At 38.0% G+C, this 24,939-nt stretch carries 32 protein-coding genes; 25 read left to right on the top strand and 7 right to left on the bottom strand.

Going from position 1 to position 24,939, the window contains the following annotated elements; translation table 11 throughout:
* The first annotated feature begins 2 nt into the window (after window positions 1–2).
* The 22 genes from rpsQ (at window position 3) to dnaK (ending at window position 13,686) form a co-directional block, all read left to right on the top strand.
* On the top strand, window positions 3–257 hold the full coding sequence (gene rpsQ, locus ACXZ1K_RS00365) for a 30S ribosomal protein S17 (protein ID WP_048907439.1): 255 nt from the start codon (window positions 3–5) through the stop codon (window positions 255–257).
* A 1-nt stretch (window position 258) separates the two neighbouring features.
* Window positions 259–627 (top strand): 50S ribosomal protein L14, encoded by a 369-nt coding sequence (gene rplN, locus ACXZ1K_RS00360; RefSeq protein ID WP_008244575.1) that lies wholly within the window; start codon window positions 259–261, stop codon window positions 625–627.
* 1 nt (window position 628) lies between these two features.
* Complete coding sequence (gene rplX / locus ACXZ1K_RS00355) at window positions 629–967, top strand: 50S ribosomal protein L24 (protein ID WP_458971396.1); 339 nt, start codon at window positions 629–631, stop codon at window positions 965–967.
* Window positions 967–1,539, top strand: coding sequence for a 50S ribosomal protein L5 (rplE, locus tag ACXZ1K_RS00350; RefSeq protein WP_458971395.1), 573 nt, complete (start codon window positions 967–969; stop codon window positions 1,537–1,539). Before rplX ends, rplE begins: the two co-directional genes overlap by 1 nt.
* Window positions 1,539–1,808: a 30S ribosomal protein S14 gene (gene rpsN / locus ACXZ1K_RS00345; RefSeq protein ID WP_457287611.1), complete on the top strand. Its 270-nt coding sequence runs from the start codon at window positions 1,539–1,541 to the stop codon at window positions 1,806–1,808. Before rplE ends, rpsN begins: the two co-directional genes overlap by 1 nt.
* A gap of 111 nt (window positions 1,809–1,919) precedes the next feature.
* The gene (gene rpsH, locus ACXZ1K_RS00340) at window positions 1,920–2,318 is read left to right on the top strand and encodes a 30S ribosomal protein S8 (protein ID WP_458971394.1); all 399 of its coding nucleotides are present in this window, start codon (window positions 1,920–1,922) and stop codon (window positions 2,316–2,318) included.
* A gap of 18 nt (window positions 2,319–2,336) precedes the next feature.
* Window positions 2,337–2,894, top strand: coding sequence for a 50S ribosomal protein L6 (gene rplF / locus ACXZ1K_RS00335; RefSeq protein ID WP_458971393.1), 558 nt, complete (start codon window positions 2,337–2,339; stop codon window positions 2,892–2,894).
* Between the two features lie 5 nt (window positions 2,895–2,899).
* Window positions 2,900–3,253, top strand: a complete 354-nt coding sequence (rplR, locus tag ACXZ1K_RS00330; RefSeq protein WP_458971392.1) for a 50S ribosomal protein L18 — start codon at window positions 2,900–2,902, stop codon at window positions 3,251–3,253.
* A gap of 18 nt (window positions 3,254–3,271) precedes the next feature.
* On the top strand, window positions 3,272–3,790 hold the full coding sequence (gene rpsE / locus ACXZ1K_RS00325; protein WP_008244566.1) for a 30S ribosomal protein S5: 519 nt from the start codon (window positions 3,272–3,274) through the stop codon (window positions 3,788–3,790).
* Between the two features lie 4 nt (window positions 3,791–3,794).
* Window positions 3,795–3,974 (top strand): 50S ribosomal protein L30, encoded by a 180-nt coding sequence (rpmD, locus tag ACXZ1K_RS00320; protein WP_457287616.1) that lies wholly within the window; start codon window positions 3,795–3,797, stop codon window positions 3,972–3,974.
* A gap of 110 nt (window positions 3,975–4,084) precedes the next feature.
* Window positions 4,085–4,531, top strand: a complete 447-nt coding sequence (rplO, locus tag ACXZ1K_RS00315; RefSeq protein ID WP_458971391.1) for a 50S ribosomal protein L15 — start codon at window positions 4,085–4,087, stop codon at window positions 4,529–4,531.
* A 3-nt stretch (window positions 4,532–4,534) separates the two neighbouring features.
* Window positions 4,535–5,869 carry a preprotein translocase subunit SecY gene (gene secY / locus ACXZ1K_RS00310; protein WP_458971390.1) on the top strand — a complete coding sequence of 445 codons (1,335 nt, stop codon included), beginning with the start codon at window positions 4,535–4,537 and terminating at the stop codon, window positions 5,867–5,869.
* An 8-nt stretch (window positions 5,870–5,877) separates the two neighbouring features.
* Window positions 5,878–6,663 carry a type I methionyl aminopeptidase gene (map, locus tag ACXZ1K_RS00305; RefSeq protein ID WP_458971389.1) on the top strand — a complete coding sequence of 262 codons (786 nt, stop codon included), beginning with the start codon at window positions 5,878–5,880 and terminating at the stop codon, window positions 6,661–6,663.
* A gap of 71 nt (window positions 6,664–6,734) precedes the next feature.
* Window positions 6,735–6,953 (top strand): translation initiation factor IF-1, encoded by a 219-nt coding sequence (infA, locus tag ACXZ1K_RS00300; protein ID WP_048907428.1) that lies wholly within the window; start codon window positions 6,735–6,737, stop codon window positions 6,951–6,953.
* A 1-nt stretch (window position 6,954) separates the two neighbouring features.
* The gene (ykgO, locus tag ACXZ1K_RS00295; protein WP_008244551.1) at window positions 6,955–7,071 is read left to right on the top strand and encodes a type B 50S ribosomal protein L36; all 117 of its coding nucleotides are present in this window, start codon (window positions 6,955–6,957) and stop codon (window positions 7,069–7,071) included.
* A gap of 83 nt (window positions 7,072–7,154) precedes the next feature.
* Entirely contained in the window at window positions 7,155–7,532 is a 378-nt protein-coding gene (rpsM, locus tag ACXZ1K_RS00290) for a 30S ribosomal protein S13 (RefSeq protein ID WP_048907427.1), read from the top strand.
* 21 nt (window positions 7,533–7,553) lie between these two features.
* Window positions 7,554–7,943, top strand: coding sequence for a 30S ribosomal protein S11 (gene rpsK, locus ACXZ1K_RS00285; protein ID WP_048907426.1), 390 nt, complete (start codon window positions 7,554–7,556; stop codon window positions 7,941–7,943).
* A 65-nt stretch (window positions 7,944–8,008) separates the two neighbouring features.
* The gene (rpsD, locus tag ACXZ1K_RS00280; RefSeq protein WP_458971388.1) at window positions 8,009–8,617 is read left to right on the top strand and encodes a 30S ribosomal protein S4; all 609 of its coding nucleotides are present in this window, start codon (window positions 8,009–8,011) and stop codon (window positions 8,615–8,617) included.
* Window positions 8,618–8,694: 77 nt separating this feature from the next.
* Window positions 8,695–9,687, top strand: a complete 993-nt coding sequence (locus ACXZ1K_RS00275) for a DNA-directed RNA polymerase subunit alpha (protein ID WP_458971387.1) — start codon at window positions 8,695–8,697, stop codon at window positions 9,685–9,687.
* Window positions 9,688–9,774: 87 nt separating this feature from the next.
* Window positions 9,775–10,311 (top strand): 50S ribosomal protein L17, encoded by a 537-nt coding sequence (gene rplQ / locus ACXZ1K_RS00270; protein WP_458971386.1) that lies wholly within the window; start codon window positions 9,775–9,777, stop codon window positions 10,309–10,311.
* A 111-nt stretch (window positions 10,312–10,422) separates the two neighbouring features.
* On the top strand, window positions 10,423–11,613 hold the full coding sequence (locus tag ACXZ1K_RS00265) for a class I SAM-dependent methyltransferase (protein WP_458971385.1): 1,191 nt from the start codon (window positions 10,423–10,425) through the stop codon (window positions 11,611–11,613).
* Window positions 11,614–11,775: 162 nt separating this feature from the next.
* Complete coding sequence (gene dnaK / locus ACXZ1K_RS00260; protein WP_458971384.1) at window positions 11,776–13,686, top strand: molecular chaperone DnaK; 1,911 nt, start codon at window positions 11,776–11,778, stop codon at window positions 13,684–13,686.
* A gap of 65 nt (window positions 13,687–13,751) precedes the next feature.
* Here dnaK and ACXZ1K_RS00255 read toward each other — a convergent pair whose 3' ends face one another.
* From ACXZ1K_RS00255 to ACXZ1K_RS00230, 6 genes are read right to left on the bottom strand one after another with little or no spacing between them, the layout of a single operon-like run.
* On the bottom strand, window positions 13,752–14,651 hold the full coding sequence (locus ACXZ1K_RS00255) for a nucleotidyltransferase family protein (protein WP_458971383.1): 900 nt from the start codon (window positions 14,649–14,651) through the stop codon (window positions 13,752–13,754).
* Between the two features lie 3 nt (window positions 14,652–14,654).
* Complete coding sequence (locus ACXZ1K_RS00250) at window positions 14,655–15,767, bottom strand: M42 family metallopeptidase (RefSeq protein ID WP_458971382.1); 1,113 nt, start codon at window positions 15,765–15,767, stop codon at window positions 14,655–14,657.
* 39 nt (window positions 15,768–15,806) lie between these two features.
* The gene (locus ACXZ1K_RS00245) at window positions 15,807–16,238 is read right to left on the bottom strand and encodes a GNAT family N-acetyltransferase (RefSeq protein ID WP_458971381.1); all 432 of its coding nucleotides are present in this window, start codon (window positions 16,236–16,238) and stop codon (window positions 15,807–15,809) included.
* A complete protein-coding gene (locus ACXZ1K_RS00240) occupies window positions 16,231–17,370 on the bottom strand; it encodes an MFS transporter (protein ID WP_458973216.1) in 1,140 nt (379 codons plus the stop codon). The genes ACXZ1K_RS00245 and ACXZ1K_RS00240 overlap by 8 nt, the downstream gene beginning before the upstream one ends.
* A 29-nt stretch (window positions 17,371–17,399) precedes the next feature.
* Window positions 17,400–18,941 carry an acyl-CoA carboxylase subunit beta gene (locus ACXZ1K_RS00235; protein WP_458971380.1) on the bottom strand — a complete coding sequence of 514 codons (1,542 nt, stop codon included), beginning with the start codon at window positions 18,939–18,941 and terminating at the stop codon, window positions 17,400–17,402.
* 55 nt (window positions 18,942–18,996) lie between these two features.
* Window positions 18,997–20,229 (bottom strand): porin, encoded by a 1,233-nt coding sequence (locus ACXZ1K_RS00230; protein ID WP_458971379.1) that lies wholly within the window; start codon window positions 20,227–20,229, stop codon window positions 18,997–18,999.
* A gap of 177 nt (window positions 20,230–20,406) precedes the next feature.
* Here ACXZ1K_RS00230 and ACXZ1K_RS00225 point away from each other — a divergent pair, with 177 nt between their 5' ends.
* From ACXZ1K_RS00225 to ACXZ1K_RS00215, 3 genes are all read left to right on the top strand, one after another.
* The gene (locus ACXZ1K_RS00225) at window positions 20,407–20,748 is read left to right on the top strand and encodes a hypothetical protein (protein WP_458971378.1); all 342 of its coding nucleotides are present in this window, start codon (window positions 20,407–20,409) and stop codon (window positions 20,746–20,748) included.
* Window positions 20,749–20,899: 151 nt separating this feature from the next.
* The gene (locus ACXZ1K_RS00220; RefSeq protein WP_458971377.1) at window positions 20,900–22,504 is read left to right on the top strand and encodes a SulP family inorganic anion transporter; all 1,605 of its coding nucleotides are present in this window, start codon (window positions 20,900–20,902) and stop codon (window positions 22,502–22,504) included.
* Between the two features lie 6 nt (window positions 22,505–22,510).
* Window positions 22,511–23,176 carry a carbonic anhydrase gene (locus ACXZ1K_RS00215; protein WP_458971376.1) on the top strand — a complete coding sequence of 222 codons (666 nt, stop codon included), beginning with the start codon at window positions 22,511–22,513 and terminating at the stop codon, window positions 23,174–23,176.
* Between the two features lie 49 nt (window positions 23,177–23,225).
* Here ACXZ1K_RS00215 and pruA read toward each other — a convergent pair whose 3' ends face one another.
* Complete coding sequence (pruA, locus tag ACXZ1K_RS00210) at window positions 23,226–24,854, bottom strand: L-glutamate gamma-semialdehyde dehydrogenase (RefSeq protein ID WP_458971375.1); 1,629 nt, start codon at window positions 24,852–24,854, stop codon at window positions 23,226–23,228.
* Window positions 24,855–24,939 lie beyond the last annotated feature (85 nt).

The raw sequence follows: 24,939 nt of genomic DNA, 5'->3' as shown, positions 1-24,939 counted from the left end.
AAATGGAAAGACAATTAAGAAAAACAAGAACCGGGTTGGTGGTGAGCAACAAGATGGATAAATCTATTGTTGTAGCAGTAGAGCGTAAAGTAAAACACCCGATCTATGGTAAGTTCGTAAAGAAAACTACCAAATTTATGGCTCATGACGAGAAAAACGATTGCGGTATTGGTGATACAGTACTGATCATGGAGACTCGTCCGCTGAGTAAGAATAAGAACTGGAGATTAGTGGAAATTTTAGAAAGGGCTAAATAACATGGTACAACAGGAATCAAGATTAAACGTAGCCGATAATAGCGGCGCAAAGGAAGTATTGGTTATCCGTGTACTTGGTGGTACTGGAAAGAGATATGCTTCTATTGGTGACAAAATCGTTGTTACCGTTAAGAGTGCATTGCCTTCCGGGAACATCAAGAAAGGAACAGTTTCTAAAGCAGTTGTTGTAAGAACAAAGAAAGAGATCAGACGTAAGGATGGTTCTTACATCCGTTTCGACGACAATGCAGCAGTATTATTAAATGCACAAGATGAGCCGCGTGGTACACGTATTTTTGGCCCGGTAGCAAGAGAACTGCGTGAAAAACAATTCATGAAAATTGTGTCATTAGCACCGGAGGTATTATAAAATGAAAAAAGAAATAACTACACCAAAAATAAAGATCCGTAAAGGAGATTTAGTAAAGGTTATAGCCGGAGATTCAAAAGGCCAGCAAGGTAAAGTACTTTCAGTACTTACAACTAAAAGCAGAGTCCTAATAGAAGGAGTTAACCTTGTATCAAAACATACAAAACCAAATGCTGCTACTCCAAACGGTGGTATCATTAAAAAAGAAGCTGCTCTTCATATTTCTAACGTAGCATTAATTGATCCTAAATCGGGAGATATTACACGCGTTGGCAGAAAGCTTAATGCTGATGGGAAATTAGTTAGGGTTAGTAAAAAATCAGGAGAGGAGATCAAATAATGGCTTACGTACCAAGATTAAAAAGTAAATATAAAGAGGAAATTGTAACTGCACTTAAAGATAAGTTCAATTACAAAAGCGTAATGCAGGTTCCTAAATTAGAGAAAATAGCTATCAACCAAGGTGTTGGACGCTTTTCTGTAACTGACAAGAAGATTATGGACAGCTCTATTTTAGAGATGACTACAATTTCAGGTCAGCAGGCAGTTGGAGCAAAATCTAAAAAAGATATCTCAAACTTTAAATTGCGTAAAGGTATGCCGGTAGGTGTGCGCGTTACTTTACGTGACAATAACATGTATGAGTTTTTAGATCGTTTAATTTCCGTAGCTTTGCCGCGTATCCGTGATTTCAAAGGTATTAATGACAAAGGCTTTGATGGTAAAGGTAACTATACATTAGGTGTTACTGAACAGATCATTTTCCCTGAGATCAACATCGACAAGATCAGTAAGATTTTAGGGATGGACATTACTTTTGTGACAACAGCTACTACTGATGTTGAAGCATTGGAACTTTTAAAACAATTTGGATTACCGTTTAAAAACCAAACACCTAAAACTGAGCAATAATGGCAAAAGAAGGAGTAAAAGCTCGCGAAGTTAAGCGCCAAAAATTGGTAGCTAAATATGCAGACAAACGTGCAGAACTTAAAGCTGCCGGTGATTATGAAGGATTAGATAAGTTACCAAAAAACTCATCTGCAGTTCGTTTACACAATCGTTGTAAAATTACTGGTCGTCCTCGTGGTTATATGCGTACTTTCGGTATATCTAGGGTATTGTTCCGTGATATGGCTTTAGCAGGTAAGATCCCTGGAGTAAGAAAAGCAAGCTGGTAAACAGCTTCTTTTTGGCTTGGAACATAGTTCTGAGTTTAAAATAAAATTTTAACCGATGGCAGGTCGTCCCGAATAGGTCAGGAAGGAAACCACTATCACAATTATATAACAATGAATACAGATCCAATAGCAGATTATCTTACAAGGGTAAGAAATGCCATCAAGGCAAATCATAGAATTGTAGAGATTCCTGCATCAAACCTTAAAAAGGAAATTACTAAAGTACTTTTTGACAAAGGTTACATCGCTAACTACAAATTTGAGGATACGACAACTCAAGGAATTATTAAAATAGCTTTAAAGTATAATGCTATTACGAAGATTCCGGCGATTCGTACGCTTACACGTATTAGCAAACCAGGTTTAAGGCAATATGCCGGCGTTGATAATATGCCAAGAGTATTAAATGGTTTAGGTATCGCAATCTTGTCTACATCGAAAGGTGTGATGACAGATAAGGAGGCTGCTAAACTTAACATTGGTGGCGAAGTTTTGTGTCACGTTTATTAATTAAAGGAGGATAGCAAAATGTCAAGAATAGGAAAAGCCCCAATTAGTATTCCTGCTGGTGTTACGATTTCAGTATCTAAAGAGAATTTAGTTACTGTAAAAGGACCAAAAGGAGAGCTTACTCAAGCAGTAGATTCAGAAATCACTGTGAGCCAAGAAGATGGTGTACTAACTGTACAACGTCCAACAGAGCAAAAAAGACACAAAGCGTTACATGGTTTGTACCGTTCTTTGTTAAACAATATGGTTATTGGTGTAACAGAAGGTTATAAGTTACAGCAAGAATTAGTTGGTGTGGGTTACCGCGCAACTAATACCGGTAATACACTGGATCTTGTTTTAGGTTATTCTCACCATTATGTATTCCAATTACCGGAAGAGATTAAGGTAACTACAACATCTGAGAAAGGTCAGACTCCTAAAATCATTTTAGAGAGTATTGATAAGCAATTGATTGGACAAGTAGCGGCTAAAATCCGTTCACTACGTACTCCAGAGCCATATAAAGGTAAAGGTATCAAGTTTGTAGGCGAAGTATTAAGAAGAAAAGCAGGTAAATCAGCTTCTAAAAAATAATCATCATGGCAGGGAAAAAATTATCTCGTAGAGATCGTATAAAAAAAGGAATCAGAAAAAGATTAACAGGTTCCGAAAACCGTCCACGTTTATCGGTTTATAGAAGCAATAAAGGTATTTATGCTCAAATCATTAATGACGTAACGGGTAACACAATTGTATCGGCATCATCTTTATCAAAGGATTTTGCAGGAACTGGAAGCAAATCTGAGCAATCAGTAGCTGTAGGCAAATTAGTTGCTGAAAAAGCAATTGCTGCTGGTGTTAAAGAAGTTGTTTTCGATAGAAATGGCTACTTATACCATGGACGTGTTAAATCGCTGGCAGAAGGTGCTCGCGAGGCTGGTTTAGTATTTTAATCTGAAAATAGGATAAGAATGTCAACTATCAATATAAAAAGAGTTAAGACTAGCGAGATCGAATTGAAAGATCGTTTAGTTAGCATACAGCGTGTAGCCAAAGTAACCAAAGGTGGTCGTACTTTCAGCTTCTCAGCAATCGTTGTTGTTGGAGATGAGAACGGAATCGTAGGTTACGGTTTAGGTAAAGCAAAAGAGGTTACTGAAGCAATTGCTAAAGGTATCGATGATGCTAAAAAGAACCTGGTTAAAGTTCCGCTTTTAAATGGTACTGTTCCTCACGAACAAATTGGTAAATTCTCAGGTGGTTTTGTTTTAATTAAACCAGCAGCAGTAGGTACCGGTGTTATTGCAGGTGGTGCGATGCGTGCTGTCTTGGAGAGCGCAGGAGTACACAATGTACTTGCGAAATCAAAAGGTTCATCAAACCCTCACAACGTGGTAAAGGCAACAGTTGATGCATTGACAAAAATGCGTGATGCTTACACTGTAGCTCAGCAACGCGGCGTGGATTTAAATAAAGTTTTCAACGGATAATACTATGGCTAAGATTAAAATAACCCAGATAAAGAGCATCATCGACAGAAGCGAACGTCAGAAGAGGACGATGCAGGCATTAGGTCTAAATAAAATGAACCAAAGTGTTGAAGTCGAAGCGAATCCAGCCATCATTGGTATGGTTAGGAAAGTGAATCACTTGATCGCTATCGAAAGTATATAATTTTTAAGGGTTGCAAATTTCAGTTATATAACTAGATTTGCAACCCTTGTATATGTTTAACCGTTGTTCCTGATTAGTGAAAGCGAAGGACAACACAATAAGTTTCAAAAATGAACTTAAGTAATTTAAAACCTGCAGCAGGTTCTACTAAGAATAGTAAGAGAATAGGTCGTGGTACTGGATCCGGTCGCGGCGGTACATCTACACGCGGACACAAAGGTGCTGGATCACGCTCTGGTCACTCCACTAAAATTGGTTTTGAAGGCGGTCAAATGCCTTTACAACGTCGTGTACCTAAGGTAGGTTTTAAGCCTATTAATCGTGTTGAATACGTTGGTGTAAACTTAGATGTTCTTCAGGAATTGGCTGAAAAATTTGAGTTGGCAAGTATAGATTTTGCTATTCTGCAACAACATGGTTTGGCTTCAAAAAATGATCTGGTTAAAATTTTAGGTCGTGGTGAAGTTAAAGCTAAATTAGAAGTTAAAGCACATGCTTTTTCTGCAACTGCACAAAAAGCTATTGAGGCTGTTGGAGGCTCAATCGAAAAATTGTAATTAATGAAGAAGCTGTTTACTACTTTAAGTAACATTTGGAAAATCCAGGAATTAAAGGAACGTATATTGTATACGCTCATGATTCTTTTGGTATACAGGTTTGTATCGCACGTGGTTTTACCGGGTGTAGATGCAACTCTTTTAGGCGATAATGCTAAGTCCGGACTTTTAGGTCTGTTAGATATGTTTGCCGGAGGATCTTTCTCACGGGTTTCTATCTTGGCTTTAGGTGTTATGCCTTATATTTCAGCATCAATTGTAGTTCAGCTATTGGGAATCGCTGTTCCTTCCTTCCAGAAAATGCAAAAAGAAGGAGAGAGTGGAAGAAAGAAACTCAATCAAATTACAAGATATCTAACTGTCGCAATTACAGCTGTTCAGGCGGTTGGATACGTGAAAACTCAGGTTCCACAGGAAGCGATAATCATTGATCACACTCTTTTCTTCGTGTTATCAACCTTTGTGTTATCCGCAGGTACTCTATTTGTGATGTGGCTAGGTGAGAAAATTACTGATAAAGGAATCGGAAACGGTATATCTTTAATTATCATGGTCGGTATCATTGCACGCTTGCCTATTGCTTTACAACAAGAGATTAGTTCAAGGTTTGTTGGTGATGGTGGATTGATTGCATTAGTAGTCGAAATTGTTGCGCTGTTTGCAGTAGTTATGTTCACTATTATGATTGTTCAGGGTGTACGTAAAGTGCCTGTACAATATGCGAAGAGAATTGTAGGGAACAGGCAATTTGGTGGAGTTAGACAATACATTCCGTTGAAAGTAAACGCGGCTGGTGTAATGCCTATTATCTTTGCTCAAGCGTTGATGTTTATTCCTGCAACTTTAACAGGATTTATTCCATCTTTACAAAATACATGGCTTACTCAGTTTAGCGATTATACATCTTGGGCTTATAGCTTGACTTTTGCCTTCTTAATTATAGCATTTACATTTTTCTATACTGCTATAACGGTAAATCCGACACAAATGTCTGATGATATGAAGAAAAACGGAGGATTTATACCGGGTATTAAACCGGGATTTGCTACTTCTAGCTTTATCGATGATGTGATTTCTAAAATTACGCTCCCAGGAGCCATCTTTTTGGCAATTATTGCTATTCTTCCTTCAGTGGCAGTAAAGTTCGGTATTAAGTCTGAATTTGCTCATTTTTATGGAGGTACTTCATTGTTAATCCTTGTTGGTGTGGTATTAGATACATTACAGCAGATCGAAAGTTACTTGTTGATGCGCCATTATGATGGATTAATGAAAACTGGTAGGGTTACCGGAAGATCTAGTATTGCTGCACCAACGGGTAGTAACGCTGGTATTTAGTACTCCAAATGTCCAAGATTTATTACAAGACATCAGAGGAAATTGAGCTGATTAGGGAAAGCTCACTTTTGGTTTCTAAAACTTTAGCTGAGGTAGCTAAAGTAATTAGACCAGGAATTACTACCAAAAGTTTAGATGATCTGGCTTATACTTTTATTAGTGATCATGGTGCTATACCAGCCTTCCTTAATTATAATGGCTTTCCTTACTCGTTGTGTATCTCGCCAAATAGTCAAGTGGTCCATGGTTTCCCTGGTGCTTACGTGATTGAAGAAGGAGATTTAATCTCGGTAGATTGCGGAGTTATCAGGAATAATTATTTCGGTGATTCAGCTTATACATTCTCGATAGGTGAGATAAATGAAGAGAAGAGAAAACTAGTAAGGATTACTCAAGAATGCTTAAAGTTAGCAATAGATAAGGCGGTTGTTGGTTTGAGAATTGGTGATGTTGGTTTTGCTGTCCAAGATTTAGCTGAAAGAAGTGGTTTTGGCGTTGTAAGAGAACTTGTCGGTCACGGTGTTGGAATTAAATTGCATGAGAAGCCAGAGGTTCCTAATTATGGGAAACGTGGAAGCGGTATTATCTTAGAGGAGGGGATGGTGATTGCTATTGAACCTATGATCAATGCCGGTACTCCCGAAGTGAAATTTTGGTCTGATGGTTGGACGGTGACTTCTAAAGACAATAGACCATCCGCTCACTTCGAGCATACAGTTGCAGTAAAAAAAGGCCAGGCGGATGTTTTGTCGACCTTTTCATTAATTGAAGAAGTTTTAAAAGAAAAAAAGTAAATAATTAAATTTTTTTATTTAATTTTGCAACCCTGTTTGATAACAGCTAATTAAGTAAAAATCAATATTATATGGCTAAACAAGCCTCAATTGAACAAGACGGTGTAATAAAGGAAGCATTATCAAATGCAATGTTCCGGGTTGAACTGGAGAACGGGCACGAGATAATTGCACATATTTCGGGAAAGATGAGGATGCACTACATCAAGATCTTACCAGGAGATAAAGTTAAATTAGAGATGTCGCCTTATGATTTATCAAAAGGCAGGATTACTTATAGATACAAATAAAATGAAAGTTAGGTCATCAATTAAAAAACGTAGCGCGGATTGTAAGGTTATTCGTCGTAAAGGTAAACTTTACGTTATCAATAAGAAGAACCCAAAATTTAAGCAACGTCAAGGTTAAGAAATTATTGAAGTATGATTGGATTGAATGTACGGGTTACTCAATCTGTCGTTTAATCAAATAATCAAACATTTAGTACAAATATGGCAAGGATATCAGGTATTGATTTACCAAGAAACAAAAGAGGCGAAATTGGATTAACCTACATCTTCGGAATAGGCAGATCAACTGCTCAGCGTATATTGACTGAGGCAGGTATCGATTTAAGCAAAAAAGTACAGGACTGGTCGGATGATGAATTATCTGCGATCCGTACAATTATCAATGACGGCGTTAAAGTAGAAGGTGCTTTACGTTCAGAAGTCCAATTAAACATTAAGCGTTTGATGGACATCGGTTGTTATCGTGGTTTACGTCACAGAAAAGGTTTGCCGGTTCGTGGTCAGCGTACTAAAAACAATTCTCGTACACGTAAAGGAAAGAGAAAAACAGTTGCAAACAAGAAAAAAGCTACTAAATAAAATTAGTACTGAATAATAATTATGGCTAAGAGTAAAAAAGTTACCAAAAAGCGTATTGTTGTTATTGAGCCTGTTGGTCAGGCCCACATCAATGCGACTTTTAACAATATCATTGTTACCCTAACAAATAACAATGGTCAGACTATTTCATGGTCTTCTGCAGGTAAAATGGGATTTAAGGGTTCTAAAAAGAACACTCCATATGCAGCTGGACAAGCAGCATCAGACTGCGGTAAAGTAGCATTTGACCTTGGTCTGCGTAAAGTAGAAGTTTTTGTTAAAGGTCCAGGTTCAGGTCGTGAGTCTGCAATTAGAACATTGCAGGTTTCAGGTATCGAAGTTACCTCAATCAAAGATATCACACCGCTTCCGCACAACGGATGTCGTCCTCCTAAGAAGAGAAGAGTTTAATTTATTAATTTTTAAAGCTAAGAGTCTGCAGCTACAGGTTGCATGATACTTTAAAACAAAAAGCAATGGCAAGATACACGGGACCGAAGTCCAAAATCGCGCGTAAATTCAGAGAGCCTATTTTTGGCCCTGACAAAGTATTAGACAGAAAAAACTATCCTCCTGGGCAACATGGTGCGTCAAAAAGAAGAGGAAAGCAATCAGAGTATTCTGTACAGTTAATGGAGAAACAGAAAGTTAAATATACTTATGGTGTATTAGAACGTCAGTTCCGTAACCTATTTACTAGAGCGTCTTCTCGTGAGGGTATTACAGGAGATAACTTATTACAATTGCTTGAGGCTCGTTTAGATAACACTGTTTATAGATTAGGCATCGCTACCACTCGTTCAGCTGCTCGTCAGTTAGTTAGCCATAAACACGTTACAGTTAACGGTGAAGTAGTAAATATTCCATCTTATCAGTTAAAAGCAGGAGATGTTGTTGCAGTCCGTGAGAAATCAAAGACTTTAGAAGCAATTACAAATTCAGTAGCTGCTAGGGTAATTAACAAATTTAATTGGTTAGACTGGAATGCAAGTGAATTAACAGGGAAGTTCCTTTCTTATCCAAATCGTGATGAGATTCCAGAGAACATCAAAGAAAACCTGATAATTGAGTTGTACTCTAAATAATATATAGTTTGATTGTCCTTAATGGGCAATCAAATTTTTGCGTTACATAATTTAATAACGATCTAAAAACATTATAAATGGCAATTTTAGCATTTCAGAAACCCGATAAGGTAATCATGCAGAAATCAACTGATTTCGATGGTATATTTGAATTTCGTCCTTTAGAGCCGGGTTTCGGTGTAACAATTGGTAATGCCCTAAGAAGAATTTTACTTTCTTCACTAGAAGGTTATGCAATTACAAGTATTCGTTTTTCAGGTGTATCTCATGAATTTTCTACCATCAAAGGTGTTGTAGAAGATCTAACCGAGATTATCCTAAATTTAAAGCAAGTTCGTTTTAAAAAGGTTGGTGACACGGGTGATACTGAAAAAGTTTTTATCGTAGTTAATGGCCAAGATCAGTTTACTGCTGGAGATATTACCAAATTCTCGACTAATTTTGAGGTTCTTAATCCAGACTTCGTTATCTGTAACATGGAGAAAGCGGTAACTTTGGAAGTAGAATTGTCTATCAATAAGGGTCGTGGATATGTTCCTGCTGAAGAAAATAAGATCAATGATGCCGTTGTTGGTGTGATCGCTATTGACTCGATCTTTACTCCGATGAAAAATGTGAAATATACGATTGAAAATTATCGTGTTGAGCAGAAGACGGATTATGAGAAGCTTATCCTTGATATTTCAACAGACGGTTCAATCCATCCTGAAGAAGCGTTGAAGGAAGCTGCGAAAATCTTAATTCAACATTTTATGTTGTTCTCTGATGAGAATCTGGTTTTGGAATCACAAGCGAAAGAGGAAACTAAAGAAGTGGATGAAGAGATTCTTCATATGCGCAAGATTCTTAAAACTGAACTTGTGGATCTTGATCTTTCTGTACGTGCATTGAATTGCCTTAAAGCAGCTGATATCCGTACATTGGCAGATTTAGTTTCTTATGATGTTGCAGACATGCTTAAATTCAGAAATTTTGGTAAGAAATCTTTAACGGAGATACAAGAGCTTGTTAAATCTAAAAGCTTGTCATTTGGTATGAACTTATCTAAGTTCAAACTTGATGAGGAATAAGAAGATTTGAATAAATAATAGATTATAAATAGTATATAATTCCCTCGGATAAATAAAAGAGACGGTATATGCTGAACAAATTAAGAAATGAGACACGGTAGAAAAGTAAACCATTTAGGAAGAACAGATTCACATCGTAAAGCGATGTTGGCTAATATGGCTTCATCTTTAATTAAACACAAAAGGATATCAACAACTTTAGCAAAGGCAAAAGCGTTGCGTATGTATGTTGAGCCTTTGATTACAAAATCTAAAACTGATACAACACATTCACGTCGTATTGTATTTGGATATTTACAAGATAAAGAAACTGTTACTGAGCTGTTCCGGGATGTTGCTACTAAAGTTGCAAATCGTCCAGGTGGTTACACTAGAATCATTAAGTTAAATAATCGTTTAGGCGATAATGCTGAAATGGCTTTGATCGAATTGGTTGATTATAACGAAGTTTACGGTAAAGAGGCTGAGGGTGCTGAAAAGAAGACCACTCGCCGTGGAAGAAGCAAAGTGAAGAAAGCTGACGCTCCAGCAGCGAAGTCTGAAGTTGTTATTGACGAAGCGGTAGTTGAAGATTCTGTTGACGCTCCAGCTACTGAAGAAGCAAAAGAAGATAAAGGAGAATAATCTATTCTTTAAGATGACTAACCCGGTTCGATTAGAACCGGGTTTTTTTCGTTTTTAGGAGTTCTTCGTTTTATCCAGTATTATAATAGTTATTCATTTAAATTTTCTTGTATGTCAAATCGAACTATCCTTGATCAATTCAAACTTCTTCTAGATGTTGCTATTTCGTACAATCAGTTGATCAAAGTCTCTTTGAGTAATTATAAAGGCAATGATGACGGGTTAAAAAATCTATATGTAAAAAAAGTAAAAATTAAAAGATTAGATAAGCTTTCTTTTAATTATAGATATAAGAACAGAGATATTTTTAAAAACTTGGACGTAGGCGTTGGAATTAGCCTCATCATCGACTTAATAAGTAATGATTTCAGAGTATGTAATTTGATATCTATAGATAAGGACATATCATTAGAACACAATCATAAGGGCAATTTAGTATTACGGGAGAAATTGAAGTCGTTTGTCGAGCCATTACCTTCTTTAAATCATGATCACGAAAAGAAACGGCCAATATCAGCTAAAGGCAGCACATATCTGAACGCACTTAAAGTTACCGACATTGATGGTAATGTTTATAAAGCGGCTCAAGATAAGTATAAACAGATTAATAGGTATATAGAGCTGTTGAATCCGTTAATAAAGGAATTATTACCCCAACAAAATAAACACATTGTGGACATGGGTTCGGGTAAAGGTTATTTAACATTTGCGCTCTATGATTATTTAAGCAACATTCTTGGAATCCGGGCTGAAGTTATTGGTGTTGAATTTAGGGAAGAGTTGGTGCAGTTTTGTAATGAGGTTGCTGAAAAGTCTAAATTTGATGGATTGAAGTTTGTACAAGGAAGTATACAGGAATTTGAGATTAAAAAAATGGATATTCTTATAGCACTTCATGCCTGTGACACTGCCACTGATGATGCGATCTATAAAGGAATAAAAGCAGATGCGAGTTTAATTGTTGTAGCACCCTGCTGCCACAAGCAGATCAGGAGGGAGATGGAGAAGTGGAAGGTTACGAACGAAGTTTCTGTTATCACAAAATATGGGATTTTCCTAGAACGTCAAGCAGAAATGGTGACTGATGCATTGAGGGCCTTAGTACTTCAATATTTCGGTTATAAAACTAAGGTTATGGAATTTATTTCAGACGTGCATACTCCAAAAAATATATTAATTGTTGGAATAAAGGGAGGAATACAATCTCCAACAAAAAAGAGCCAAATACTAGCCGAGATAAAGCAAACAATGATTTTCTTTGGAATTGGGGAATATTATCTCGCAAAACTGTTTGATATTTAGCGTACTATATTCTGTCATAGTGTCATCTTTTCTGTGCTTAATTCGGACAAAAAGATTTCTTTGGCGAACGATATAAAGTAATTATCTGCCAAAACCCTATTGGCACATTGCTTGTTAAATGATTGGAAATATAGATTTTATTAACAAATAGATATAAATAACATGTCAAAAATTATTGGTATAGACTTAGGAACAACAAACTCTTGCGTGGCTGTAATGGAAGGTAACGAGCCTGTAGTTATAGCCAACAGTGAGGGTAAGCGTACTACTCCATCCATTGTTGCATTTGCGGAAAATGGCGAGCGTAAGGTTGGGGAGCCGGCAAAGCGCCAGGCAATTACTAATCCAACCAAAACTATTTCTTCTATAAAGAGATTTATGGGAAGTAGTTTTGCAGAAGTTTCTAAAGAAGCTGGACGAGTGCCGTATAAAGTAGTTAAAGGTGATAATAATACTCCACGCGTCGAAATTGACGACCGTAAGTATACACCTCAAGAGCTTTCTGCTATGATTTTGCAGAAGATGAAAAAAACTGCAGAAGATTTCTTAGGGCATGAAGTTACTGAGGCTGTTATCACGGTTCCTGCATACTTCAATGATGCACAACGCCAGGCCACGAAAGAGGCTGGTGAGATTGCCGGGTTGACAGTAAAACGTATCATTAACGAACCAACTGCAGCTGCTTTAGCTTATGGGTTGGATAAAGCACACAAGGATATGAAAATCGTTGTGTTTGATTGTGGTGGTGGAACCCATGACGTGTCTGTTTTAGAACTTGGTGATGGTGTATTTGAAGTAAAATCTACAGATGGAGATACACACCTGGGTGGTGATGATTTTGATCACATTATAATTGAGTGGCTTGCAGCTGAATTTAGAAGCGAGAATGGCATGGACCTTCATCAAGATCCAATGGCGCTACAACGTTTAAAGGAAGCTGCTGAGAAAGCTAAAATTGAACTTTCAAGCACCACGTCTACAGAGATTAACCTTCCATACATCACAGCTGATGCTACAGGCCCAAAACACCTTGTTAGGACATTGAGTCGTGCTAAATTTGAGCAATTGGCTGCTGATTTGATCAAGCGTACAATCGATCCTTGTAAATCTGCACTTAAAAACGCAGGCTTAAAAACTAGCGATATTGACGAGATTATTCTAGTTGGTGGTTCTACTCGAATCCCTGCCATTCAAGATGCGGTTAAAGCCTTCTTTGGTAAGGAACCTTCTAAAGGAGTAAATCCGGATGAGGTTGTTGCTATTGGAGCTGCAATACAAGGTGGGGTATTAACCGGAGAAGTTAAAGATGTATTGTTACTGGATGTTACTCCACTTTCTCTAGGAATTGAGACTATGGGAGGGGTGATGACCAAGTTAATTGAAGCAAATACAACTATTCCTTCTAAAAAGGCCGAAACTTTCTCTACAGCTGCGGATAATCAACCTTCGGTAGAAATTCATATTTTGCAAGGAGAACGTCCTATGGCTGCTCAAAACCGTACGATAGGACGTTTTATTCTTGATGGTATTCCACCGGCTCCTCGCGGAGTTCCTCAAGTTGAAGTTGCATTTGATATTGATGCAAACGGTATCTTGCATGTAAGTGCGAAGGACAAAGCTACAGGAAAAGAGCAAAAGATCCGTATCGAGGCTTCATCTGGGTTAACTGATGAAGAAATCAAGAGAATGAAGGAAGAAGCTGAGCAGAATGCAGATGCTGATAAAGCTGCTAAAGAAGAAGCTGAAAAAATCAATAGCGCTGACGCTTTAATTTTTTCTACTGAAAAGCAATTGAAGGAGTTTGGAGACAAAATTTCTGCAGATAAGAAAGCACCAATTGAAGAAGGTCTGACAAAATTAAAGGCTGCTCATGCATCTAGGAATTTTGCGGATATTGATGCTGCGCAGGAATCTTTACAAGCTGCATGGAACGCTGCTTCAGAAGATATGTATAAGGCTGGTCAAGACGGAGCTCAAGCAGAAGGAGCACCTCAAGGTGAAGCTGGTCAATCTGGTGGCGGAGATAATGTAACTGATGTTGATTTCGAGGAAGTAAAAGACGAAAAGAAATAAGTCACACTTCCACTAAATAAAAAAAGTCCCCTGATTATTTATCAGGGGACTTTTTTTATTAGTTTTTAGCTCCATAGTTTAGAAGGGTAGGCGCCATCACTAACCAGTTGATCGATACTTGCCTGCACAAAGGGTTTATCTTCTTTGTAAGTAACACCAAACCATTGACTATCGGTTGGGATTACCTTAAAAGTTGCCGTCTCATTTTTTACTAAGGTCTCTCCAATCAATGGGATAAAAAATTCTGCCTTAGGGTTTTCTTTGTTCTCTGAAGCGAAAATTTTAAACATTTCTTCTGTTAATTTGAATACAGCGGGAGTGAAACCCCAGAAATTCATTGAGACTGGCGTTTCAAAGTTGAGTGGATATTCTATTCCGTTCTCTTCATAAACAATTGCCTCATCTTTTTTGTAAACTTGGGTGCGTTCGGTAATTTCTTCAAGATAACTCGCATCATCAGTTTTGCAAACCCCTCTGGATACAGAACCAAAATCAGACAATGTCTTGCCAATTTGGTAACCAACAATAGAATAATTACTGTCAGTAGCCTCTTCAGTTAAAAATTCTACCATTTTTCTGAAAGAATCATAACCATAAAAGTCATCTGCATTTATCACGCAAAAAGGTTCTTTCACAGCTTTCCTTCCAGAAAGTATAGCGTGAGCAGTTCCCCAGGGTTTTTCTCTATAAATTTCTTCTTCAATCCCGAATTGTCTTAAATCAAAGTTCTGAAATACATATTCCGTTTCAATACGTCCATTCAATTTGGGCTCGAAAATCGCTTTAAAGTTTTCTACAAACTCTTCTTTGATAATGAAGACGACTTTGCCAAAACCAGCTTTAATCGCATCGTAAATAGAGTAGTCAATAATAGTTTCTCCATTAGGTCCGAAACCATCAATTTGTTTCATGCTGCCATAACGGCTTGCCATCCCGGCAGCTAATATCAATAAGGTAGGTTTCATGAATTATTTTGAATATTTAAAATCGTGGTCTTTCTTGATATTAAGGAGAGAATGGTAGATAAGGCTAATTACATTGTCTACATCCTCTTTGTGAATCATTTCTACTGTGGTATGCATATAACGTAAGGGCAGGGAGATCAATGCAGATGGAACCCCCCCGTTAGAATAGGCAAAAGCGTCAGTATCAGTGCCGGTTGATCTAGAGGATGCCTGGCGCTGAAAAGGAATATTGTTTTTCTCAGCTGTGTCAATCAGTAGCTTATTTAAATTGGTTTGAACAGCAGGAGCATAGGATACAACAGGTCCCCTTCCACAAGCAAGATCACCTTGTGTTATCTTATTAATCATTGGCGTGCTGGTATCATGGGTAACGTCGGTTACAATTGCCACATGAGGCTTTATACGTTGGGCAATCATTTCTGCACCTCTTAGTCCAATCTCTTCTTGAACACTGTTGACAATGTATAATGCATAGGGAAGTTTCTTTTTATTTTCTTTCAATAACCTGGCTACTTCGGCAATCATGAAACCACCTGCTCTGTTGTCAAGCGCCCTGCCAACATAATATCTGTCATTTAATACCATGAATTCATCCTCGTAAGTAATAACGCATCCTACATGTATACCTAATTTTTCGACTTCTTCTTTGGAGGTACATCCACAATCTAGAAATATATTTTTAAGAGCAGGTGCTTCTTCCTTTTCTCCATTACGGGTATGAATTGCTGGCCAACCGAATACTGCCTTAACTAATCCTTTGTCTGTATGAATATTTACACGTTTCGAAGGTGCAATTTGATGGTCTGATCCTCCATTTCTAATTACATAAATCAAACCGTCAGCAGTAATATAATTTACAAACCAGGAGATTTCATCAGCATGGGCCTCAATAACTACTTTGAACTCTGCTTTAGGGTTGATAATACCAACGGCGGTTCCGTAGTTGTCAATAAAACTTTCATCTATATAAGGTTTCAAATAATCCAGCCACATTTTTTGACCAGGATATTCAAAGCCAGTTGGAGATGGATTGTTAATGTATTCTTCAAAAAAACTTAGCGATTTTTTGGTGACAACATCAACATGTTTTGGTTTATCTTCTTTTTTCTTCGACATTTTTAAATGATTATTCCTAACAAATATATAAACAAGCAATTAAGCACCAAGCGTAGCTTTAAGATCTAACTCCATAATGACAAAATCTATATCGTTTTCAACAAAGTATGGACCACGTTGGATGAAACCAAATTTTGAGTAAAAGTTAGCTGCAGACACCCTGGCATTACACCACAATTTGCTGCCACCCTCATTTTTAGCAAATAAAATTATGTGTTCCAATAATATTGACCCAAAGCCTTTTCCCTGTTCTTCTTCCAAAGTGGCAAGTTTTCTGAATCGGTAAACTTCGCCTTTATTGAAAACAGAGACGACTGATGTAAGCTTATCATCAGCATAGAGGCCAAAATGGATCCCATCCGAATCATCTTTTAATTTGATCCTCTCAAATGGAAGACTAGGATACATCACTTTATGCCTAATATGCCAGGTAAGCTCATATCTGATTTGTTCGATTTGAATTTCAGGCATTGCTTTTAAATTTACTGTTATACATTATGTAAATAAATATATTCAATAAGATAACCATTGCAGTCCCGAGACAAAACGTTGCCCATTGCCCTTTTTCCCAAAGCCACAGACCTAAAGCTGATCCCGATGCAGCCCCGATAAAAGAAACAGACATAAAAACGGTATTTAATCTGTTACGAGCTTCCGGCAATATTGAGTAAATCCTGGTTTGATTAGTTACATGAATGGCTTGCTGGCCTATATCGATCACCACAATTCCTATAATAAATAGGAATAAATGATTTCCTGTAAAATAGAATAACATTATACTTACCAGTTGCAAAGACAGGCCAATTATAACATTTCTCTTAGAATTGCTACCGCCACTTAATTTGCCTACTAAGGGCGCGGCAAGTGCTCCAGCAGCTCCAGCTATACCGAATAGTCCAATTTGTAATGTTTGAAAGTTAAAAGGTGGATTCGCAAGGAAGAGTACCATTGTTGTCCAAAAAGCGCTCAAAACTGCGAAAGCAAAGAAATTAATTAGGGAAGCTTCCCGTAATATTTTTTGAGTTTTTGTGTAATCCCACATTGACAACATAAGTTGTCCATAGGTGCCTTTAAAGGATGGTGTGCTTCTCGGAAATCTTTTGCTCATTAATATTAATAACAGAAAGCAAATTCCTGAGGCCATTAAATAAACAGACCGCCATCCCAATAAAAAGCCAATGCTGCCGCTGATAGCTCTTGAAGCCAAAATGCCTATCAACAAGCCACTCATAATCATTCCAATGGTTTGACCACGCTCCTCATCGCTACTTAAATTGGCAGCCATGGGTAATATAAGTTGTGGTATAATCGAACTTGCACCTATAAGTACACAAGCAATTTCTAGAACTAAGAAAGAACTTGCAAAGCCGGCAAGTAAGAGTGCAGAAATTGCCAGAGATGTAATAAATAGAATCTGTTTTTTGCGCTCAAACATATCTCCAAGAGGAACAAGTAAGAATAGCCCTAATGCGTAGCCTGCTTGGGTAAGGTAAGTAATTTTGCCAGCGTGGCTTTCCGTTAACCCGAAATCTTTTGCCACTAAAATCACTAAGGGCTGACAATAGTATATGTTTGCCACAATCAGCCCAGTACAAAAGGCCATTAATAGTATGTCCGATTTCCTTAGTCTCATCAAAGCGGGATATTGCCGTGTTTTTTTCTTGGTGTATTTACCACTTTGTTTTCAAGCATTTTAAATGCTCTTATCAATTTACTTCTGGTATCGGCAGGCTCAATAATTTCATCTACAAAACCTCGTTCTGCAGCTCTGTAGGGATTAGCAAAAATATCAGAATATAATTTTTCTTTTTCCAGCCATTTATCTTCAGGATGTGCAGATTCCGAAATCTCTTTTTTAAAGATGATCTCTGCAGCTCCTTTAGCACCCATTACTGCAATTTCAGCAGTGGGCCAGGCATAGTTCAAATCAGCTCCAATGTGTTTAGAATTCATCACGTCATACGCACCCCCATATGCTTTTCGAGTGATCACTGTAATCCTCGGGACGGTTGCCTCACTAAAAGCATAAAGAAGTTTAGCTCCATTTGTTATAATGCCATTCCATTCCTGATCAGTGCCCGGCAAGAATCCAGGAACATCTTCAAGAACCAATAAAGGAATATTAAAGCAATCACAAAACCGAACAAATCGTGCAGCTTTGATCGAAGCATGGTTGTCTAGTACTCCGGCCAGATAGGCGGGCTGATTTGCCACAATTCCGATGCTTCTGCCTGCTAATCGCCCAAACCCAATAACAATGTTTTCAGCATAATCTTTATGTACTTCTAAGAATGTTTCCTCGTCTGTAAGCTCAATTATAATTGATCTTACGTCATAAGGTTGATTTGCATTTTCTGGCATTATGGAGTTCAAAGATATTCTTCTTTCATCCTGTGATCGATACTCAAGTTGTTTGGGAATCTCCTCGCAGTTTTGTGGCATAAAGCTTAGCAGCTTTTTTATATGATTGATAGCATCCAATTCGTTTGAACAGGAAAAATGTGTCACTCCTGATTTCACAGCGTGGGTTGATGCCCCACCGAGTTCTTCAGAACTAACCACTTCATGAGTAACCGTTTTTACTACGTTTGGTCCAGTTACAAACATATAGGATGTGCTTTCTACCATTAATATGAAATCTGTTATTGCCGGAGAATACACGGCCCCACCTGCGCAAGGCCCCATTATTGCAGATAACTGAGGAATTACCCCTGAAGCTTGAACGTTCTTATAAAAAATATCAGCATAGCCGCCCAAAGAAACTACCCCTTCTTGAATTCTGGCTCCCCCGCTATCGTTAAGACCGATTAATGGAGCACCATTTCTCATCGCCATATCCATAATTTTACAAATTTTTTCGGCGTGAGTTTCCGATAGAGAACCTCCAAAAACAGTAAAATCCTGAGAAAATACATAAACCAACCGACCGGAAATCGTCCCATATCCTGTCACAACACCATCGCCCAGGTATTTTTCCCGGTCCATTCCGAAGTCCGTACTTCTATGAGTCACCATCATTCCTATTTCTTCGAATGAATTCTCATCAAGAAGAAAGTGAAGTCGTTCACGTGCGGTTAATTTTCCTTTTTTATGTTGTGATTCGATTCGAGCTTCTCCTCCACCGGCATTGGCCAATTTGATCTTATCTTGCAGGGTGGCAATTTTATTTTTCATGCTTCGGTTTTTATTAGGTCAACTTTTGTAAGATTGCCAGAAATAGCTGACAAAGCTACCATCTATATTGGAGTCGGGTAGTAAAAACATCATCTTTTAGATTGGAACTATATTGGGGCAACATAGTATGGTCGTTATCAACTTGCTCGTTGTAAACCGTTAATTTAAGCCTTGGATTGATTAAATAAGTTAAACCATAACCAAAGGTGCTGAATTTGATATCGCCTGCTGATGTGTTATTATTACCAGTACCAATTTCAGCTCCGGTCAGGTGTCGGTTCGGATCATACACGTCATACGATATTATAGCAGAAAGCTTGGTTTTCGCAATTTTTTGAGTAACCCACAAATAATATCCATTAAATGTCCTCATATAGAGATTCGATGCAGGCTGAGCACTGAAACTGGTACTTGCCACTGGACCTATTACGCTAGCTGTTGCCGCTATTCCTGGTTGCGTACCAGCAATATATTCAGCCTTAAAAGAGGTAGCTCCGAAGGTGTTATCATATTGAATTTGCAAATTAAAACCATAATAATCTCTTTTCGCATTATATCCTATATTATTAGGTGAAGTAATTTTGGTGTAACCAGTTCCATTGCTAATAAAATAGTTCTCAGTATCGTTACGCACAGATCCTTTGTAAAATGATCCACCAAATCCTATATGTAGTTGTTTGTTTAGCAGACTATCAAATTTGAAGTTAAGGTTGCCGATGAAATCCTTTTTTGAGTCATAATCTCGTGCTGTGTGTCCACTTCCATTTACTAAGGCAAGATCAGCCGTTACAAATTTAAGAATAGATGGGTGATAGGTGACCATAGCACCTATATCGCGTTCTCTAGGCATTAAGGTTTGAAATACCCTTGCTCGTTCAGGAAAATCTCTATATCCTGATGAATAAAGGATTGAATAACCAAATGGTCGGTTAAACAGACCTGCAGTAAACCTAAGATCTCTAAAGTTTGGCTGATGAAACTGAATAAAGGCGTCCATTAATGTTAAACCATTCTGTGTTGCATCAATTTGAAAGACAATACTAGAGTATTTATCCGCCCTGTCAATCTTTAAACGGCCTCTTCTAATCATAAATCTGGAATCAGAATTTTTTGAAAAGTCGCCTCCGGAGAAGGAAGAAATTCCTGCAGATTGGGCTTTTTGAAATTGAGCTTGCAAGTATCCGGTAATTGCAATATCGTGCGGATCATAAGTTGAGGGTGCGTTGTTGTTCTGTGCAAAACTTAAGATTGGAAATAGCATTGCCAGACTTAACAAAATTTTCATCATTTCTTAACATTTGAAAAAGCTAAATTAAACTAATTCAAGGATTTTGTTCTCACCATTTTTGAATTTCCAATTGAAGTCTCATATTTGCAAAAAAAGTAATTACATTTTTTTTACAAGGTAGTGCTGTACTTCGTACAAGTGAGTCTATCTTTGTTAACAAGTTAAAAGGGTTAGTTGATGTTTTTTAGAAAGTATAGGGTTTTCATAGTTATTTCGTTTTTAGGCATATTTATGGCTAAGATGGTAATTTCTGGAGCTCCTGTATTCTTTGTAAATATTGATAAACAAATCATGAACGCTGTCATCATGCAAATAGAGCAGGAGCATAGCTCTGACGGCGACTCAGGTAAATCTGCTTTGAAATATACTGACTATAAGCTAGTTGAATTTCATCACGTTGATACCTTTACATCACTCTTAGTCCATTTTTGGATTAATAACAGTTTTATAGAACATTCAAAGAGATATGTAGATCCATATCATCCCTTAGTTCCAACTCCTCCCCCAAACTTTTCTTAAATAATATTCAAAGAGCAGTAACTTATTGCTGTTTCGTATTATAAATGCTTGGTGATAACTATCACACTGTTGTGTCAGTTAATCCATTCATTCCGATAGAAAATTTTAGCCTTGAATAAAATCAGGCTTCACCGTCATTAAAATTACTCTAATGAAAAATGGGAATTCAGCCTTTTCAAGGCTTGAAGTACAGAAGTATATATTAAAAAAGAATTTAAAGCGTGACCTGCCTTCCAGCATTGTTGTGTTCCTCGTAGCACTTCCTTTATGTTTGGGTATAGCATTAGCATCCGGAGCACCATTATTTGCTGGTATTATAACAGGTGTTATTGGTGGAATAATTGTTGGTAGCATAAGTGGTTCTCAATTGAGTGTAAGTGGACCCGCTGCCGGCTTAACAGCAATTGTATTGGGTGCGATTGCTACTTTAGGGAATTACCAAACATTTTTACTGGCCGTTGTAATTGCAGGCTGTATTCAGCTGTTGTTAGGTGTTCTCAAGGGCGGTACAATTGGCAATTACTTCCCTTCCAGCGTAATTGAAGGGATGCTTGCCGCCATTGGACTAACCCTCATATTAAAACAGCTTCCTCATGCTTTAGGGGTAGATTCTGACTTCTTCGGTGATGAAAGTTTTTTACAAGAGAATCATGAAAATACTTTTTCTGCAATAAGTAGTGCTGTAAGTCGATTTGGGCTGGCGGCAATTGTGATTAGTTCTCTGTCAATACTTATTCTAGTATTTTGGCCAAAATTCAAGAAACTTGCCATAGTGCCAGCTCCATTGTTAGTGGTTATACTTGGAGTAACATTAACACTCGCTTTTAGTAATACACCTTATGCGTTAGAGGCTGCACACATGGTGAAGATACCGGTGGTAAATGGTTGGACTGAATTTGTGAATTTATTCGCAACACCCGATTTCTCTCAAATCTCAAATAGCAAAGTATGGATTGTTGCAGCAACAATTGCTGTTGTGGCCAGTTTAGAAACACTTTTAAGTTTAGAGGCCATCGATAAAATCGATCCGATAAAAAGGGTGTCTCCAACCAACAGGGAACTTATAGCTCAGGGCGCTGGAAATATTGTAAGCGGATTGGTTGGTGGCATGCCTATGACTTCGGTAATTGTAAGAAGTTCAGCCAATGTTAATGCGGGCGCTCGTACTAAGATGTCTGCTATTTTCCATGGATGCTGGCTTCTACTTTCCTTGTTATTTATCCCCGGACTCATCAATATGATTCCGTTAGCCTGTCTCGCCGCAATTCTCTTGGTTACAGGATACAAATTGACCCGAGTTGCACTATTTAAACATATGTACCGTAAGGGATGGGATCAATTTGTGCCATTTGTAATTACAATTGTTGCAGTACTTCTAACAGATTTGCTTAAAGGGGTGGCTATAGGGATGTTATTTTCAATATTTTATCTCCTTCGTACAAATATGAGAAACCCTTTCTTTTATAAAATTAAAGAAGATGGAGATAAAAAGAATATAAAAATAACACTCGCAGAAGAAGTTTCTTTTTTAAATAAGGCAGCAATACAAGTACTTCTGACTAATATTCCCAAAGAAACGAATGTAGTGATTGATGGTTCAAATTCCCGTTACATAGATCCCGATGTTCTGGAGACCATATTTAATTACAAGCATAATGCTTATACTAAAGGGATAATCGTAAGTTTAGTGGACATTAGAGAACATTATACTGTGCCCAAACTAGATACTAAAATCATTGAAAAAATTAATAATTAAACTATTATGTGCGCAAAATTAGAAAAGCAAAATACAGAACAAATTACATATCAGGGCCTTTTACAAGGAAATAAGGATTGGGTTGCAGCAACGCTACTTGAGGACCCAGATTTTTTTAACAGACTCTCTGCCGGGCAAAAGCCGCCTGTTCTCTGGATTGGCTGCTCAGATAGCCGTGTCCCGGCCAATCAAATTACAAATACTATGCCTGGCGATATCTTTGTCCATAGGAATATTGCCAACGTAGTGACCCATACAGATATGAACCTTTTAAGTGTACTTGATTATTCAGTAAATGTTTTAAAAATTAAGCATATTATTGTTTGCGGGCATTACGGCTGTGGTGGTATTAATGCTGCTCTTGGAGACACTCAGGTTGGGTTAATCGATAACTGGTTAAGGAACATTAAAGATGTATATCGAATGCACGAGCGCGAGATGTCGACGATTAAAGATCCTAAACACAGGTCTGACAGAATGGTTGAACTAAATGCTATAGAGGGAGCAGCGAACATAATGAGCACTTCTATCGTACAAAATGCCTGGGCGTCAGGACAGGAACTTTCTGTAAATGCTTGGGTTTATAGCCTTGAAACAGGTCTTATCAAGGATTTGATGGTAAGCGCCTCAAATGCAGATGATGTTCCACCAGTATTCAAAATGAGGACATAAACGATTTGATATAATAAAAGCTCCCGAAACCCGGGAGCTTTTATTGAAGTTAGCCTAAAAACGGATATCTATAGTCCTTTGGAGGATCGAACGTCTCTTTGACTGTGCGTGGAGAAACCCACCTAAGTAGATTAATCATTGATCCAGCTTTATCGTTTGTACCCGAACCTCTGGCGCCGCCAAACGGCTGCTGCCCAACAACTGCACCGGTACATTTGTCGTTAATATAGAAATTTCCGGCAGCGTTTCTCAATTTGTTGGATGCTTTTTCGATAGCATAACGATCTTGAGCAATAACAGCACCTGTTAAAGCGTATATAGAGGTAGCATCAATGATTTGCAAAGTTAAATCAAAATCATTGTCTTCGTAAACGAAAATAGTAAGAACTGGGCCAAATAATTCCTCACACATTGTAACATAGTTTGGATCTGTAACTACAATCACAGTAGGTTCGATAAACCAACCTTTTGTTTTGTCATAATTACCTCCAGCAATAATTTCAACCGTTTTATCATTTTTGGCCGCATCGATATATTTTGCAAGTTTATCGAATGACTTCTCATCGATCACAGCATTTATAAAATTACTGAAATCCTCAGTTCCACCCATTTTGAATGTGGCAAGATCGCGAAGCATGTTCTCCTTAATACTCGGCCACAGGCTAGAAGCAATGTATACCCTTGATGCAGCCGAGCATTTTTGACCCTGATATTCGAAGGCGCCTCTTACAATAGCTGTGCTTGCTACATCAACATCCGCCGATCCATGAACAAGTATAAAGTCCTTACCGCCAGTTTCGCCAACAATGCGAGGATAGGTTTTGTACTTATGGATATTGTTTCCAATTGTTTTCCAAATATTCTGAAACACAGCTGTAGATCCAGTAAAATGTATTCCAGCAAAATCAGGATGATTAAATATTACTTCCCCGGCTTCAGGGCCATCAACATAGATCAGATTAATAACACCTTCAGGCAGCCCCGCCTCTCTAAAGATTTCCATAATCACATTGGCAGCATATACCTGGGTATCGGCAGGTTTCCATACAATAACATTTCCCATCATTGCAGCAGATGCTGGCAGATTTCCTGCAATCGCTGTAAAATTGAACGGAGTAAGTGCAAAAACAAATCCTTCAAGCGGACGCTGCTCAACTCTGTTCCAAGAACCTCTGGGTGAAACAGGCGGCTGTTGCTTGTAAATATCGGTCATGTACGCAACGTTAAAGCGTAAAAAGTCAATAAACTCACAAGCAGAATCAATCTCGGCCTGGTAGGCATTCTTGCTTTGCCCCAACATGGTGGCTGCGTTTAATTTATACCGATAAGGACCAGCAATAAGGTCGGCTGCTTTCAAAAAAATCGCAGCACGGTGTTCCCAAGCCATGTTTTCCCAAGCAGATTTCGCCTCCAGTGCAGCTTCAATGGCATCTTGAACATGTATTTTGCTGCCTATACTATAATGACCAAGAATGTGTTGGTGATCGTGTGGTGGAGAAAGTTTGCCTTTCTTCTCTGTATGTATTTGCTGATTTCCAATGTACATTGGTATTTCAACCTTTTTTGAACGGGCTTCTGCCAGAGCAGCTTCCAAAAGTTCACGCTCCTTACTTCCCGGTGCATAGCCTAAAATTGCTTCATTTACAGGGGCAGGTACGTTAAAAAATCCTTTAAGCATAATAATCACTGTTAGTTGCACAAAGATAGTTAATTGCCGCCCTTACATTACACAATGATTAATAATTCTTATTTTTGAACACTTA

This window comes from Pedobacter jaeyakensis (genome assembly GCF_054461315.1).
The sequence above is the reverse complement of the archived record's forward strand: the minus strand, read 5'-3'. Positions and strand labels throughout refer to the sequence as shown.